The following is a 12,948-nucleotide window of genomic DNA, read 5'->3' on the forward strand; positions in this document are numbered from 1 at the left end:
TGCGAGCCGCGGCGTTTGCCTTTTCTGGATCGCACGCTCCGCATGGCACGTCCGCGCCGGCGGGCTGGAATTCTCGGGAACCAGCCCCATATGCAGCCTTTCCCATCGCCGAGTCCGCATCATGCAACCCAAAAATCCCCTCGACTGGATGCTGTCCGAAGCCCTGGACTCGTTGACCCGCGCCGAACGGCTGCGCCAGCAGTTCGGCCGCCAGGAAGCCTGCTGGGAGCCGCCGATCGACGTGCTCGAAACCGAGCATGAGCTCCTGATCCTGGTCGCGCTTCCCGGCGTCAATCCGAGCAATGTCGAGACGGTGATCCATGAGGGCGTGCTCGTGATCTCCGGCCAGCGCACCCTTCCCCCGGAGCTTCGTAACGCCCGCATCCACCGGCTCGAGCTGCCGCAGGGCCGCTTCGAGCGGCGCATCGCGCTTCCCCTTGGCCGCTACGCCATCAGCCGCTTCGTGATGGACGGCTGCGTCGCGCTGCGCCTCGCCAAATCCTGAGATCGATCATGGCCCCCGAACAGATGAATACCCAGCAAAACGGTCCCGACGTGAAGATCCCCGAGGACGCACTGATCGTCATCCCCGTGCGCGAGATGGTGCTGTTTCCCGGCGCCATCGCGCCGATTTCGATCGGCCGCGCAAAGTCCATCGCCGCCGCGCAGCAGGCGCTGCGCGAGCAGCGGCCGGTCGGCATCGTCCTGCAACGCAGCCCCGAGATCGACGAGCCCGGACCGGACGACCTCTACCGGGTTGCGACCATCGCCAATATCGTGCGCTACATCACCGCGCCCGACGGCAGCCACCACATCGTCTGCCAGGGCGTGCAGCGCGCCCGCATCCTCGACTTCTTGCCGGGCACACCTTTCCTGGCTGCTCGCATCCAGCAGATCCCGGAGCCGACCACGACCTCACCCGAGATCGAGGCGCGCGCGCTGAACCTGCAGCGCCAGGCCATCGAGGCGATCGAGCTGCTGCCGCAGGCGCCGCCCGAGCTGGCCGCGATGTTCCAGGGCACCAGCGCGCCCGGCGCGCTGGCGGACCTCGCGACCTCGTTCATGGACATCAAGCCGCAGGACAAGCAGGAGGTGCTGGAGACCATCGACCTCGCCTTGCGGGTCGAGAAGGTGTCGAAGCACCTCGCCGAGCGGCTGGAGGTGCTGCGCATCAGCAACGAGATCGGCCAGAAGACCCGGGCCAGCTTCGACGAGCGGCAGCGCGAGGCGATCCTGCGCGAGCAGATGGCGACCATCCAGCGCCAGCTCGGCGAAGGCGACGGCAAGCAGGCTGAGGTCGCCGAGCTGACGGCTGCCATCGCCAAGGCCAACATGCCGCCCGAGGCGGACGCGCACGCCAAGAAGGAGCTGCGTCGCTATGAGCGCATGCCGGAGGCCGCCGGCGAAGCCGGCATGGTCCGCACCTATCTTGACTGGCTGATCGAGCTGCCCTGGGCCCTGCCCCCGGAGAAGCCGATCGACATCAAGGAGGCCCGCCGCATCCTCGATGCCGATCATTTCGGCCTGGAGAAGATCAAGAGCCGGATCATCGAATATCTGGCGGTGCGCAAGCTCGCCCCGCAGGGCAAGGCGCCGATCCTGTGCTTCGTCGGCCCGCCTGGAGTCGGCAAGACCTCGCTCGGCCAATCCATCGCACGCGCGATGGATCGCCCCTTCGTGCGCGTCAGCTTAGGCGGCGTGCATGACGAGGCGGAGATCCGCGGCCACCGGCGCACCTATATCGGCGCGCTGCCCGGCAACATCATCCAGGGCATCAAGAAGGCGGGCGCCCGCAACTGCGTGATGATGCTCGACGAGATCGACAAGATGGGTCGCGGTGTGCAGGGCGACCCTTCCGCCGCCATGCTGGAGGTGCTCGACCCCGAGCAGAACGGGACGTTCCGGGACAATTACCTGGGCGTGCCCTTCGACCTGTCGCGCGTGGTGTTCATCGCGACCGCCAACATGCTGGATCAGATCCCGGGTCCGCTCCTGGACCGCATGGAGTTGATCAGCCTCGCCGGCTACACCGAGGACGAGAAGCTGGAGATCGCGCGGCGCTACCTGGTGCGGCGCCAGCTGGAGGCCAACGGCCTCTCGGCCGAACAGGCCGAGATCGAGCCGGAGGCGCTGAAGCTGATCGTCAAGGGCTACACCCGCGAGGCCGGCGTGCGTAACCTCGAGCGCGAGATCGGCAAGGTGTTCCGGCATGCCGCGGTGCAGGTCGCCGAGGGCACCGCTGCAAAGATCGTGGTGGGCCCGAAAGACATCGCCATCGTGCTCGGCCAGCCGCGCTTCGAAGGCGAGATCGCGCTGCGCACCAGCGTTCCGGGCGTTGCCACCGGCCTTGCGTGGACGCCGGTCGGCGGCGACATCCTGTTCATCGAGGCGACGCGCGTGCCGGGCAAGGGCGGGCTGATCCTGACCGGTCAGCTCGGCGACGTCATGCGCGAGAGCGTGCAGGCTGCGCTGACGCTGGTGAAGAGCAAAGCCACCCAGCTCGGCATCGATCCGCAGCTGTTCGAGAAGAGCGACATCCACGTTCACGTTCCCGCGGGCGCGACCCCGAAGGACGGACCGAGCGCGGGCGTTGCGATGTTCACGGCACTGACGTCCCTGCTCACCAATCGCACGGTGCGCAGCGACACCGCGATGACCGGCGAGATCTCGCTGCGCGGCCTGGTGCTGCCTGTCGGCGGCATCAAGGAGAAGGTGGTGGCGGCCGCCGCTGCCGGATTGAAGCGGGTGATGCTGCCAGCGCGCAACAAACGGGACTACGACGAGATCCCGAAGAGCGCGCGGGACAACCTCGAATTCATCTGGCTGGAGCGCGTGGACGAAGCCATCGCCGCGGCGCTCGAGCCGGCTGACGCCAAGGTCGAAGCTGCGGAGTAACGGTGATGAGCGGATTGCTGGAAAGAGCGAAGCGATCGCGGACAACGCAGCGGCTGCGCCAGCTGCTCGATCGCGCCATCGACCGGGTGCGCGATGCGCTTGCGGCGCCAGGACCGCGGCTCGAGCCGGTCCCGGTCCGGGTGAAGCGCCGCAAGGGTTGAGCCCTCCGTCTCAAGCCCTCGCGGCAGCCCCAAATAAAAGGCCCCCTCGGACTGAGGGGGCCTTTGCGTTGTCAGGCCACGGCGTCCTTGGCAGCCTTGACCGGGCGGGCGCGGACGATCTTCCGGGCCGGCTTGGCCTTGAACATCATCTCTTCACCCGTGAACGGGTTGGTACCCTTGCGCGCCTTGGTCGCGGGCTTCTTGATGACCACGAACTTGGCGAAGCCCGGCACCAGGAACAGGCCGTTCTTCTTGAGCTCCTTGTGACCGACGTCGGTCAGCGTCTCCATAACGCTCTTGACGTCACGCTTGGAAAGCTCGGTGGCGGTCGCAATCTTTTCGATCAGCTGCGATTTCGACATTTGGGTTGGCATCGTGTCTCCTCTGATTCGTTGCCGGTTGCATATTAGACCAACCGGCGAAGGCCTATAGCCTTCTGCACAGTTTTGTCGCGGTTTTTACGGGCTTTTTTGGCCCTCTGTGGCAAAAAACCCTGCATTTTAGCTGCTTCCGGAGCGAAAGGAGCCTCAGGCAGCGGTTTTTGCCTTGTTTCAAAGGCCCGCAAGCCACCTTGCTAAAGCTGATTCGATGCTTTCGACAAGCGACGACCGGCCTCTTTGCCGGAGGCCGGTCGCGATTCACCCTGAAATATAAGGGCTAGATGCGCTCGATGATGACCGCCGGCGCCATGCCGCCGGCGGCGCACATGGTCACGAGACCGCGCTTAAGGTCGCGCCGTTCGAGCTCGTCGAGTACGGTGCCGATCAGGATCGAGCCGGTCGCGCCGATGGGATGGCCGAGCGCGATCGAGCCGCCATTGACGTTGACCTTGGCGCGATCGAGCCTGAGATCGCGGATGTATTTTTCCGCAACCACCGCAAAGGCCTCGTTGATCTCGAACAGGTCAATGTCATCGACGGTCAGCCCCGCCTTCGCCAGCACCTTGCGCGTCGCCGGGACCGGCGCGTTCAGCATCAGGGTCGGCGAGTCCCCCATGTTGGCCATCGCCACGACGCGGGCGCGCGGTTTGAGGCCATGTGCCTTGGCGTAGGCCGGCGAGGCCAGCAGGATTGCGGCGGCGCCGTCGACAACGCCGGACGAGTTGCCGGCGTGGTGCACGAAGTCGATTTCGAGCTCGGGATACTTTTGCAGGATCAAGCCGCGATAGGTCGTGCCCTTATCGTCGAGCGCATAGTCGGCGACGGCGGAGAACGCCGGTTTCAGGCTGCTCAGCCCCTCCATCGTGGTCTGCGGGCGCGGATATTCTTCATGGTCGAGCGCAAGGCTGCCGTCCTCGCGCTGGACGGGCACGAGGCTCTTCTTGAAGTGGCCGTTCGCGATCGCATGCGCTGCCCGTTTCTGGCTCTCCAGCCCGAGCGCGTCGACGTCCTGCCGCGTGATACCCTCCAGCGTCGCGATGGCATCGGCGCAGACGCCCTGATGCGACTGCGGGTGCCGCGCCCGCAGGCGAAGATTGCCGCTGTCCATCATCATCGGACCAGAGCCGCGCCGCCCCTCCATCGACATCATCTCGCAGCCGCCGGCGATGACGAGGTCTTCGGCGCCCGCCATGATCGAGCTGGCGGCCATGTTGACGCTGGTGATGCCGGAGCCGCAGAAGCGGTCGAGCGTCACCGCGCTCGCGCGCACGTCATAGCCGGCATCCAGCGCCGACATCCGCCCGAGATCACCGCCTTGCGTCGCGACCTGCGCGCTGCAGCCCCAGACGATGTCGTCGACATCGGCGGTATCGATGCCGGTGCGCTCGGCAAGCGCGCGCAGCACGGTTGCACCCAGTTGCTGCGGATGAATGCCCGAGAGTGCTCCCTTGCCGGCCTTGCCGATGCCCCGCGGGGTGCGGCAGGCATCTATGATGAGCGCGTCAACCATTGGCGTTGTCCTCTTGTTTATGGATGTTGAGAGGCGTTGTGAATTAGGGGGCCAGGTGAGTCAATGCGTGGCGTGTGCACCCCTCACCCGGATTTTCCGCTACGCGTAAAATCGGGCTAGGGGCATGCGATCTGAGCGATGGCGCGAAAGCCGCAGCGACGTCATGGACCTACACGGGAACAAGGCGCTCACACACCCGCCGCGTTGTTCGCGATCACGTTGCGGTAGAAGCTGGCGCTGAGCTTTGGGGTGCGGACCTGGGTGTCGAAATTGACGTGATAGAGGCCGAAGCGCTTGTTCAACCCGTACACCCATTCGAAGTTGTCCATCAGGCTCCAGAGGAAGTAGCCGCGCACCGGCACACCCTCAGTGGTGGCGCGCTGGAGCTGGGCGAGATAGTTGCGCAGATACATGATGCGATCGGTGTCGTAGATCTTGCCGTCCGCCGTGACGACGTCATCGCTGGAGGTGCCGTTCTCGCTGATATAGATTGCGTCGGTCTTCCAGATCTTCGCAGCCAGCTTCGGGACCCAGTAGATCGTCTCGGGACCGACGCGCAGCCAGTCCGAGTTCATGTGCGGGAACGATTTCGGCATCGGCAGCGGCATGAAGCCGGCACCCTGGTCGGAAGCCACCACATAGTTCTGCGGGGCGTAGATGTTGAGGCCAAGGAAATCGACCGGCGAGGAGATGATCTTCAGCTCCGCATCGGTGTATTTCGGCGCGTTGGGCCCGGCGAATTTCAGGAAGGCGTCGGTATATTTGCCCGTCATGATGACGTTGAGATAGCCGGCATTCATCTCGCGCAGAGCGATTCCCGCGGCGCGGACGTTCTCCGGCGTGTCGATCGCGGGCGCGCAGGCGTCGATGTTCTCGGCCGGCCCTACGCGGGTGCCGCGGCGGCCATGGGCGCGCACGGCCTGCACGGCGAGCCCGTGCGCGAGCGCGCTGTTGTGCCTGATCTGGTTGACCTCGGCCTGCGGCAGCGTCAAGCCCGGCGCGTCGATGCCGATGCCGTAGCCAAAATAGACGAAGCGGCCGCTCTCGTTCAGCGTGAACACGTTCTTGACCCGGTCGGTCAGATGCTTGGCGACATAGGCCGCATAGTCGCCGAAGATCTTGCAGGTCTCGGTCGAGCGCCAGCCGCCAAAACGGTCCTGGAGCGATTGCGGCAGGTCCCAATGATAGAGTGTCAGCCACGGCTCGATGCCGTTCTTGAGGAGCTCGTCGATCAGGCGGTTGTAGAAGTCGAGCCCCTTCGGATTGGGCTTGCCGTCGCCGTCCGGAAACACCCGCGGCCAGGCCACCGAGAAACGATAGGCCTTGCAGCCGAGCTCCTTGATCAGCGCGACATCCTCCTTGTAGCGTTGATAATGCTCGTTGGCGCGGTCGCCATTGGTGCCGTCCTCAATCTTGCCGGGGATGCGGACAAACTTGTCCCAGATCGAGGCCCCTCGCCCATCCTCGTTGACCGCACCCTCGACCTGATAGGACGACGTCGCCGTGCCCCAGAGGAAGCCTGCGGGGAAGCCGTTTCCGCGCGGCGGCGATGCCGGCTTGACCTCGAGAGCTTCAAGGGGACTCGCAACTCCGGCTGCGGACAATCCCGCCAGCTTGGCAAACTGGCGACGCGAGACCTTGTCCGACATTGATGCTGCTCCGCTTCTTCGTTTCGGCCCGGCACAATGAACAGTTCCGGGCCGTTTGAGAAGCGCATGTGGGAGGACCCAGATCCGGCAAGCGTAGAGGGCGCAGCAGCACGATGCCGTCCATTTTCCTGCGTCGGATGAACACCTCTCGTGTTCAGGGCCGGCGTTTCTTAGCTCCGGGCTGTTCCGACTGAACCGACTACAACCTGCATCAGCCAGGCGATGCCCGCGTCCCTCATCGCTGCCTTGGTTGCGATGGCCCGGATCGTATCCGGTTTGCGCGCGAAAGGCAGCTCGACAAATACCAAGCCGAAGCGGCCGGCGTGGTGCTCCATCAGTCGGCGCGGCAACGCTGCGATCAGATCAGACCCAGAAAGCTGGACAAGCGCCATCATGAAATTCGGGACCGTCAGGGCGATGCGGCGTTCGAGGCCACGCTTGGCCAACATCTCGTCGACGAAACCACGCGGTTCACCGCTGAGAGACACCAGCAGGTGCTGTGATTGCGAAAATGCAACACGGGGTGAAGCTCTTTCCAAAGGATGTCCCCTGCGCATGGCCAGCACGAACTCCTCGTCATAGAGCCTGCGCGCCTCGAAACGCGGTGATACCGCCGGCAGCGGCAGCATTGCGATATCGAGCTCGCGTGTTTCGAGCATGTCGAGACTTTGATGCCAGGGCTCTCCGATCGCGCCGCCGCGCGGCGCGGGCATCAGATGGATCAGCCCGATGTCAATGTGAGGTGCCGCAGTCGCGATCGAACGCAAGAGCGGAACGGTTGTGGAGACCAGTACGGCGTCGGGGGCGCCAATCGTGAACCGACGGCTGCTTTTCACAGGGTCGAACGGCGCAGCCGACCGGATCAGCTGTTCGACGCGCGCGATGATCTCGGCCACCGGCTCCCCAAGCTCCAATGCCCGCGCCGTTGGAACGACGCCCTTCGGTGTCCGCAGGAACAGCGGATCGTTCAGCAGAAGTCGAAGCCGGCCAAGCGCATGGCTGACAGCCGACGGCGTCAGGCTCAGCCGAGCGGCTGCCCGCGCGACATGACGTTCTTCCAGAACGACGCGGAAGAGCACGAGCAGATTCAGATCAATCCTGGATAGATCAATTTTGTTCAGCATATTGCTGAAATCATATCGCTGGATTCATCAAGATCAAGGCCGCATGGATTGGGCTCGCTCGTCGTTCGATCAGGAGTCGTGAAATGACCGAGAGACCGCCCGGGGTGAACAAATCGCCAGGCTCGCCGGAGATGATGTCGCGGCGCTCGATGATGACCGCTACGGCTGCACTTCCTCTGTCCGTTCAGCTTTCGGCCGATGCCGCCGCCGGGAACGACGCGATAGCCAGCCTCATCGAACGCGCCCGCGAGAAGAATGCCGCCTTCATGCGTGGCGACATGGATCGCTGGTTCCAGCTTGTCCGCATTGCGCCGGATTTCACGCTGATGCAGCCCTTCGGCGGTCCTGCAAGTCGCGGATTCGACGCCGGCCCCAAGCGCTTGGCTGACCTATCGCGATACTTCAGGGAAGGCGAAACCGAACTCGAGGTTTTGCAAACCTATGCGTCGAACGAGCTCGTCGTTCTCGTCATGGTCGAACACCAGCGGGCCGAGGTGGGCGGGTTGGCGGCTCAAGACTGGTCGCTGCGCGTGACTGAAGTCTACCGCAAGGATGGCACGGATTGGCAACTCGTGCATCGTCATGCGGATCCGCTGGTCCGAAGCATCACGTTGCAACAAGCGGCGATACTCGCCCGGGGTTGGAGGGAGGAAAAATGATTTTGCCTCGCCTCGCTGGAGCAGCCAACTGACTCAGGACGTCGCCGCATTCAGCGCGAAACGTCTCCCCCTGGTTGGTGAGCGCGGGGGATTCTGCGTCGCCATTCCTGAAGTTTGCAGGGCGTTAGGTGGCAAGGCTTCGACGAGCGGTTTCGTCGCGATGGCGCATGCGCTCAGCGCGAGCGCTTCGGCAACTTCGGCAGCTTGTCGGGATTGAACTCCGGCATCTGCCCGGCTCGTTCTCGTTCAGGTGCCGGTGGCTGCTGTTCGGTCAGGATGAGCGTGCCCTGGAGGATCATTCCCGGGACTTGTACGGCCGTCGCCGTGTAGCTCGCGATCTTGCCGGGGCAGCTTCCCTCGATGTGCAGCGTGAGCTCATCGTCGTTGCCGAAGACCGTTACGCGGCCGTCGGTATGGCGCTTGGTCGATACCGTAGCGGTGAAGCGATCGCCATCGACGTGACAGGAGCCATGATACGTCATCAGGCTGTCGCGGCCCCAGATTTGTCCGTCTGCGACATGGACGATGCCGGTGCCCTGGTCGAGCGGCGTCTTGTACCAAGCCGCGTAGGTGCCGTCCTTCAGCATGGGAGCCATTTCCCCCTGGTATTCCCGAGGGGATAGTCCGCAGCATTAGTGCTAAGAAAGGGTTAATCGCGCGGCCCGTGCAAATCCGGTTGGTCCCTCCGCAGCTCGGCCTCGAGCTCCTCGATGATGCTGTGAAGCAGACATGCGGCGAGCGGATCTGTCACTTCCCGCTCCAGGCGCCGATAACGCGCGATCTGGAATTCCTGCTCTCGCAACTGGTGCTCTGTCATTGGACGGGCCCTCCGACGAAACGACGCAGAACCGGCCGGGGGGTTTCGTTAAAATTTTCGGATCATTCGCGATGGTTTCTGCTTGGTTAAACATCAATACGGCGGCGATGAATTCAGGGTGGCGATCTTGTGCCGTCCGGCCGAAACCGGCGGCCGCTCTCGATTTCCAATCAAGCGATGTCACTTGGGAAGAGCAGAAATGGAACGCCGACGCGCCGTCCGCTATGGACGAACAGGCGACATCAGAAGTTGCGAGTTAACTAGGAGAGTCAATTCGGGCGGCGCCTCGAGCGCTTGCCCGTCCGTTCGGCCTCGTTCCTCGCTACTTCTTTTTCACCGTCCCGAAATCCGGCTGCCAAGCGGCTTCCTTGCGGTTCGGCGCCGCAGCGATCACCTTGGCCTTTTCCTTCTTCGGCTTCTTGGCTTCGCGATTGCCGCGTTGCTGGCCCTTCGCCATGTCGCTCTCCTTTGGTGGTTTGAGTTCGTCGAGTTCGTTCGACTGCAGCACCCGTCCACGCGGAGTGCAGACCCTGACGTCCATGTAGCCTTCGCGCAGCAGTTTTCGCGCGAGCCGCAGCGCGACCGTTGCACTGCCGCGGCCGAGATTGGAGCTGCCGTATTCGTTGGTTCCGCTGACCAGATATGGCACGCGGGTTGTCCTAGCCATTGAGGACGGCGGCTCCGCATACGAGAAGCAGCAAAAACAACGGAACGATCACCGGCGGCACGATCCATTCCGAGATGCGAACGCGCGACATCGAATGCTCCTGCGAGGCCTTCGGCGGGAGCACACGTGACCCTCATCACCGGTCGAAGCCGTTGAGATGTGCGGTGATGGTGGCGAGGCTACGCCCGCGCCGAGCCAATAGCGAGCGTTAAATGCCACGCGGGCGACGGCTCCGCCGCGACATCTTCATTTGCCGGCTGGTCACGATAGTGCTGGCTATTGCCATGCGAAGGGCGCATGGTCGCGACAGCCAGCATCGGTTGGGGCTTCACTTGCGAAAGGCAGGCGTGCATGACCATCCGCTCGCGGCGAGAAACCGTCAAGTTCAAGCATCCGTTCCGCATCCGCGGCATCGAGCGCACCTTACCGGCCGGCGCCGATGAGGTCGTCACAGACGAGGAGACGATCGAGGGCCTGACCTTCTCGGCCTATCGCCGCATTGCCACGATGATCACGGTGCCCGCCGAAGGCGCTTGCGGCGCCACGGAGATGCTGTCGATCGGCTCGATCGATCTTGCGAACGCACAAGCCGCGGACGCGAGCATCACCAATGACTGACCGGCCGGTCGATCTCGATAAGCATCGCGGCATGGCCGCGCAGAAGGCAACCGACCTGCGCCGTGCGTTGGCTGACGTCGAGGCGCATCTCCGCGAGCTGCGCGAGCGTGAAGCCGATCTCGAAAACCGCATGATGACGGTGCCAGCCGCGTCCTGGCCAGAGGCGGCAGTGAAGGCGCGCCATCTGCTCAACCTCTATGCTGCAAGTCTGCCTTCCGAGGATACGCGCCATCGCGCGCTAGTGGCAGCACTGTTCGACGATTTCGCCCGGCTGTCGGGCGAGGTCTGAGGCGAACGACGGCCGCCCCGCATTCTCGACATGCCGCAATCAGGTAACGGAGCAAGCCATGACATTGACCAGCGGCCGCTTTATCAGCCACGAATACGACCGAATGATCGTCCGGTTCTCGATGCATGACGGTGCCCGGGAGATTCCTTGCGCGATCTCGACTTCTGCGATGGACGACCTCGAGCGCGGCCCGCAAGTCAAACCCGAGCAGCGGGAGGCCCAGTTCAGCCGATTGCGGGATCGCATCGAAGCATGCGCGGCGAGCAAATATCGTGCGACGGAGTTCGAGGGCACGCCGCCAGGCATTGTGCTGCGAGGCATCGATTTCAGGTCATAAGCAACGACAGCACCGCGACCGGCCTTCTTGCGACGTCACAGGTGACGCCGCCATTATGTTATGAGACCGGACATGCCGTTGCTGCGGAATCTCCGGAACGAGGATTCTTTCTACTCCGCGCGCGCCTTGATCTCCGGCAGTGGCGCCTTGCGCTCGAACGGCTTCTTCTTGGGCGGCGCGGGCAGCAAGCCCTCCCTGATCGCCTGCTTGCGAGCGAGCTTGCGGGCCCGGCGGATGGCTTCGGATTTCTCGCGGGTCTTTCGCTCCGACGGCTTTTCGTAGGAACGCCGCTGTTTCATTTCCCGGAAGACGCCCTCGCGTTGCATCTTCTTCTTGAGAACGCGGAGCGCCTGGTCAACGTTGTTGTCTCTGACAAGTACGTGCAATTGATCATCCTCGCTGGGGGCTGCGAATGCGACACGTCCTGCAGGGCAGCCAATTGCGCAGGAGCTTCATTGCGATTTTTGAGGATAGCGGCGGCGACATTCGTCGCGGCTTCGGACGAGCCGATCTGCTTGTCACAGCGATGCATCTTGGTGACACCAACGTGACCACTGTCGTGCTGTGCTGTCAATCGCTAACGTCTTGCTTGCAGGCCGGCAGACACACCCGAAGTGCTGCGATCGGAACACCCGGGGAGCCTCGCAGATACAAATTGGCTTGCGTCCTTGCGAAATCGGGAATGTGATGTATATTGACCTTGTTCGATTAGCCGCTGTGCCTTGTTGAATGCGCCCGCGGGCTCCTTTTCCAAAGACATCGACGAAGTTGAAGATAACCGCGTGATTGTCGCGCGGAACGCGTTCGCGCGCTTTGGAGAAGAAAATGACGACAGGTACTGTGAAGTGGTTCAACGGCCAAAAGGGCTTCGGTTTCATTCAGCCGAACGATGGTAGCAACGATGTGTTCGTTCACATCAGCGCCGTCGAGCGCGCCGGTCTGGCGGGCCTCGGAGAAGGCCAAAAGGTCAATTTCGAGGTCAAGACCGACAAGATGCGAGGCAAAGTCAGCGCTGAGAACCTCTCGCTGGCTTGATATCGTGGCGCCGTTTCACGGATGTACTGAAACGGCCCCCCTGCCCGCTCGATCTTCGGATTGAGCGGGTTTTGTCGTTTGCCAGGCCGGGTGAGCAATGAGCGCCAAGAAATCGGCAGACCTGTCACCCGAAGGCATCGCGCGCCTAAATCGTAAGCAGCTGGCCGCCGAAGAGGGAGCGCGCGCATTGGCGGACGCCGAAAGACAGGCTATCGAAATTCGCAAGAACATGGCGCGGCTCCGCGAGGTGCGCGAGGCCAAGGAAGCGGCCGATGAAGCTGTTCGAATAGCTTTGCCGGCACCCAAGAAGCGTTCGAGGAAGCCGGCGCGATAGTCGCCTTCAACGCCATCGCCGAAACTTAAAGACGATCACATGCCGGAAGTGCAGGTCGTGGCCTAGAATCACGCCAGAATCATCACTTTCCTTCTCGCTTCCGGCGCAAATCGGCAGATGTGCCGGCTCGCGACGACATTCAACACGCGGACGCAGGCCTTGCTATCTCCAGAAGCATCGAACGGAGTTCGAGCGCATGGCGCCGGGCGCGACATCGATCTGTCAGGGCTTCGAGGGCTTTTGATCCCACGGGCGCTTGCCGTCCGCGTCACGATCCCAGGGCCGCGTTGTGGGTGCACTCTTTTCGGCCTCGGCCGCTTTCGCGCGGTCATGCTTAACCTGTTCGCGATCGGTAAAGGGCGGGTTTTGAGTGGAACTGACTTGAGCGAGGACCGGACCTGTGGTGATGAGCGCAATCATAAGGAATTTCATCATCCCCGTGTCTAGCACCGATCTCGGAACGCGTCCGATTT

18 protein-coding genes are annotated in these 12,948 nt (G+C 63.2%); 9 read left to right on the forward strand and 9 right to left on the reverse strand.

Going from position 1 to position 12,948, the window contains the following annotated elements; translation table 11 throughout:
- The first annotated feature begins 121 nt into the window (after nt 1–121).
- Genes IVA98_RS06865 through IVA98_RS06875 form a run of 3 tightly spaced genes read left to right on the forward strand, consistent with a single transcriptional unit; the run spans nt 122 to nt 3,056 of the window.
- Nucleotides 122–505 carry an Hsp20/alpha crystallin family protein gene (locus IVA98_RS06865; RefSeq protein ID WP_247337160.1) on the forward strand — a complete coding sequence of 128 codons (384 nt, stop codon included), beginning with the start codon at nt 122–124 and terminating at the stop codon, nt 503–505.
- 8 nt (nt 506–513) lie between these two features.
- A complete protein-coding gene (gene lon, locus IVA98_RS06870; protein ID WP_247354567.1) occupies nt 514–2,895 on the forward strand; it encodes an endopeptidase La in 2,382 nt (793 codons plus the stop codon).
- 5 nt (nt 2,896–2,900) lie between these two features.
- On the forward strand, nt 2,901–3,056 hold the full coding sequence (locus IVA98_RS06875; RefSeq protein WP_247302000.1) for a hypothetical protein: 156 nt from the start codon (nt 2,901–2,903) through the stop codon (nt 3,054–3,056).
- 71 nt (nt 3,057–3,127) lie between these two features.
- Here the strand turns inward: IVA98_RS06875 and IVA98_RS06880 are convergent, their stop codons facing one another.
- The 4 genes from IVA98_RS06880 to IVA98_RS06895 all read right to left on the reverse strand — a co-directional run bounded on the left by IVA98_RS06880 (nt 3,128) and on the right by IVA98_RS06895 (nt 7,719).
- A complete protein-coding gene (locus tag IVA98_RS06880) occupies nt 3,128–3,430 on the reverse strand; it encodes an HU family DNA-binding protein (RefSeq protein WP_084805933.1) in 303 nt (100 codons plus the stop codon).
- 283 nt (nt 3,431–3,713) lie between these two features.
- Complete coding sequence (locus IVA98_RS06885) at nt 3,714–4,946, reverse strand: acetyl-CoA C-acetyltransferase (protein ID WP_247354568.1); 1,233 nt, start codon at nt 4,944–4,946, stop codon at nt 3,714–3,716.
- A 188-nt stretch (nt 4,947–5,134) separates the two neighbouring features.
- Nucleotides 5,135–6,595, reverse strand: a complete 1,461-nt coding sequence (locus tag IVA98_RS06890) for a GH1 family beta-glucosidase (protein ID WP_247337169.1) — start codon at nt 6,593–6,595, stop codon at nt 5,135–5,137.
- A 170-nt stretch (nt 6,596–6,765) separates the two neighbouring features.
- Entirely contained in the window at nt 6,766–7,719 is a 954-nt protein-coding gene (locus IVA98_RS06895; RefSeq protein ID WP_247354569.1) for a LysR family transcriptional regulator, read from the reverse strand.
- Nucleotides 7,720–7,802: 83 nt separating this feature from the next.
- Between IVA98_RS06895 and IVA98_RS06900 the strand changes: the two genes are divergently transcribed.
- On the forward strand, nt 7,803–8,378 hold the full coding sequence (locus IVA98_RS06900; protein WP_247354570.1) for a YybH family protein: 576 nt from the start codon (nt 7,803–7,805) through the stop codon (nt 8,376–8,378).
- A gap of 173 nt (nt 8,379–8,551) precedes the next feature.
- On the opposite strand, the gene IVA98_RS06905 is transcribed toward IVA98_RS06900, so the two are convergent.
- The 3 genes from IVA98_RS06905 to IVA98_RS06915 form a co-directional block, all read right to left on the reverse strand.
- Complete coding sequence (locus IVA98_RS06905; RefSeq protein WP_247302014.1) at nt 8,552–8,965, reverse strand: hypothetical protein; 414 nt, start codon at nt 8,963–8,965, stop codon at nt 8,552–8,554.
- Nucleotides 8,966–9,027: 62 nt separating this feature from the next.
- Nucleotides 9,028–9,195, reverse strand: a complete 168-nt coding sequence (locus tag IVA98_RS06910; protein ID WP_247302016.1) for a hypothetical protein — start codon at nt 9,193–9,195, stop codon at nt 9,028–9,030.
- 322 nt (nt 9,196–9,517) lie between these two features.
- Nucleotides 9,518–9,862, reverse strand: coding sequence for a hypothetical protein (locus IVA98_RS06915; RefSeq protein WP_247337181.1), 345 nt, complete (start codon nt 9,860–9,862; stop codon nt 9,518–9,520).
- A gap of 351 nt (nt 9,863–10,213) precedes the next feature.
- Between IVA98_RS06915 and IVA98_RS06920 the strand changes: the two genes are divergently transcribed.
- The 3 genes from IVA98_RS06920 to IVA98_RS06930 are packed head-to-tail and all read left to right on the forward strand — an operon-like array spanning nt 10,214 to nt 11,106.
- Nucleotides 10,214–10,480, forward strand: coding sequence for a hypothetical protein (locus tag IVA98_RS06920; RefSeq protein ID WP_247354571.1), 267 nt, complete (start codon nt 10,214–10,216; stop codon nt 10,478–10,480).
- Nucleotides 10,473–10,769, forward strand: a complete 297-nt coding sequence (locus tag IVA98_RS06925; protein ID WP_247302020.1) for a hypothetical protein — start codon at nt 10,473–10,475, stop codon at nt 10,767–10,769. Before IVA98_RS06920 ends, IVA98_RS06925 begins: the two co-directional genes overlap by 8 nt.
- 58 nt (nt 10,770–10,827) lie before the next feature.
- Nucleotides 10,828–11,106: a DUF1488 family protein gene (locus IVA98_RS06930; protein WP_247302023.1), complete on the forward strand. Its 279-nt coding sequence runs from the start codon at nt 10,828–10,830 to the stop codon at nt 11,104–11,106.
- A gap of 110 nt (nt 11,107–11,216) precedes the next feature.
- Here the strand turns inward: IVA98_RS06930 and rpsU are convergent, their stop codons facing one another.
- Nucleotides 11,217–11,492: a 30S ribosomal protein S21 gene (gene rpsU, locus IVA98_RS06935; protein WP_247280516.1), complete on the reverse strand. Its 276-nt coding sequence runs from the start codon at nt 11,490–11,492 to the stop codon at nt 11,217–11,219.
- Nucleotides 11,493–11,931: 439 nt separating this feature from the next.
- Here rpsU and IVA98_RS06940 point away from each other — a divergent pair, with 439 nt between their 5' ends.
- Both IVA98_RS06940 and IVA98_RS06945 read left to right on the forward strand, forming a co-directional pair.
- Nucleotides 11,932–12,141 (forward strand): cold-shock protein, encoded by a 210-nt coding sequence (locus IVA98_RS06940; RefSeq protein WP_247280515.1) that lies wholly within the window; start codon nt 11,932–11,934, stop codon nt 12,139–12,141.
- A gap of 97 nt (nt 12,142–12,238) precedes the next feature.
- Entirely contained in the window at nt 12,239–12,475 is a 237-nt protein-coding gene (locus IVA98_RS06945) for a transcriptional regulator (protein WP_247302033.1), read from the forward strand.
- 222 nt (nt 12,476–12,697) lie between these two features.
- Here IVA98_RS06945 and IVA98_RS06950 read toward each other — a convergent pair whose 3' ends face one another.
- Complete coding sequence (locus IVA98_RS06950; protein WP_247354572.1) at nt 12,698–12,910, reverse strand: hypothetical protein; 213 nt, start codon at nt 12,908–12,910, stop codon at nt 12,698–12,700.
- Nucleotides 12,911–12,948: the final 38 nt, after the last annotated feature.

Source organism: Bradyrhizobium sp. 160, from assembly GCF_023073735.1.
In the GTDB taxonomy this organism is placed as follows: Bacteria; Pseudomonadota; Alphaproteobacteria; order Rhizobiales; family Xanthobacteraceae; genus Bradyrhizobium.

Coding starts and splice junctions, on each gene's coding strand:
- IVA98_RS06900 (WP_247354570.1), top strand. CDS start 7,803: ATGACCGAGAGACCGCCCGGGGTGAACAAATCGCCAGGCTCGCCGGAG.
- IVA98_RS06940 (WP_247280515.1), top strand. CDS start 11,932: ATGACGACAGGTACTGTGAAGTGGTTCAACGGCCAAAAGGGCTTCGGT.
- lon (WP_247354567.1), top strand. CDS start 514: ATGGCCCCCGAACAGATGAATACCCAGCAAAACGGTCCCGACGTGAAG.
- IVA98_RS06865 (WP_247337160.1), top strand. CDS start 122: ATGCAACCCAAAAATCCCCTCGACTGGATGCTGTCCGAAGCCCTGGAC.
- IVA98_RS06930 (WP_247302023.1), top strand. CDS start 10,828: ATGACATTGACCAGCGGCCGCTTTATCAGCCACGAATACGACCGAATG.
- IVA98_RS06920 (WP_247354571.1), top strand. CDS start 10,214: ATGACCATCCGCTCGCGGCGAGAAACCGTCAAGTTCAAGCATCCGTTC.
- IVA98_RS06890 (WP_247337169.1), bottom strand. CDS start 6,595: ATGTCGGACAAGGTCTCGCGTCGCCAGTTTGCCAAGCTGGCGGGATTG.
- IVA98_RS06905 (WP_247302014.1), bottom strand. CDS start 8,965: ATGCTGAAGGACGGCACCTACGCGGCTTGGTACAAGACGCCGCTCGAC.
- IVA98_RS06885 (WP_247354568.1), bottom strand. CDS start 4,946: ATGGTTGACGCGCTCATCATAGATGCCTGCCGCACCCCGCGGGGCATC.
- IVA98_RS06895 (WP_247354569.1), bottom strand. CDS start 7,719: ATGCTGAACAAAATTGATCTATCCAGGATTGATCTGAATCTGCTCGTG.
- IVA98_RS06875 (WP_247302000.1), top strand. CDS start 2,901: ATGAGCGGATTGCTGGAAAGAGCGAAGCGATCGCGGACAACGCAGCGG.
- IVA98_RS06950 (WP_247354572.1), bottom strand. CDS start 12,910: ATGATGAAATTCCTTATGATTGCGCTCATCACCACAGGTCCGGTCCTC.
- IVA98_RS06915 (WP_247337181.1), bottom strand. CDS start 9,862: ATGGCTAGGACAACCCGCGTGCCATATCTGGTCAGCGGAACCAACGAA.
- IVA98_RS06880 (WP_084805933.1), bottom strand. CDS start 3,430: ATGCCAACCCAAATGTCGAAATCGCAGCTGATCGAAAAGATTGCGACC.
- IVA98_RS06925 (WP_247302020.1), top strand. CDS start 10,473: ATGACTGACCGGCCGGTCGATCTCGATAAGCATCGCGGCATGGCCGCG.
- IVA98_RS06910 (WP_247302016.1), bottom strand. CDS start 9,195: ATGACAGAGCACCAGTTGCGAGAGCAGGAATTCCAGATCGCGCGTTAT.
- IVA98_RS06945 (WP_247302033.1), top strand. CDS start 12,239: ATGAGCGCCAAGAAATCGGCAGACCTGTCACCCGAAGGCATCGCGCGC.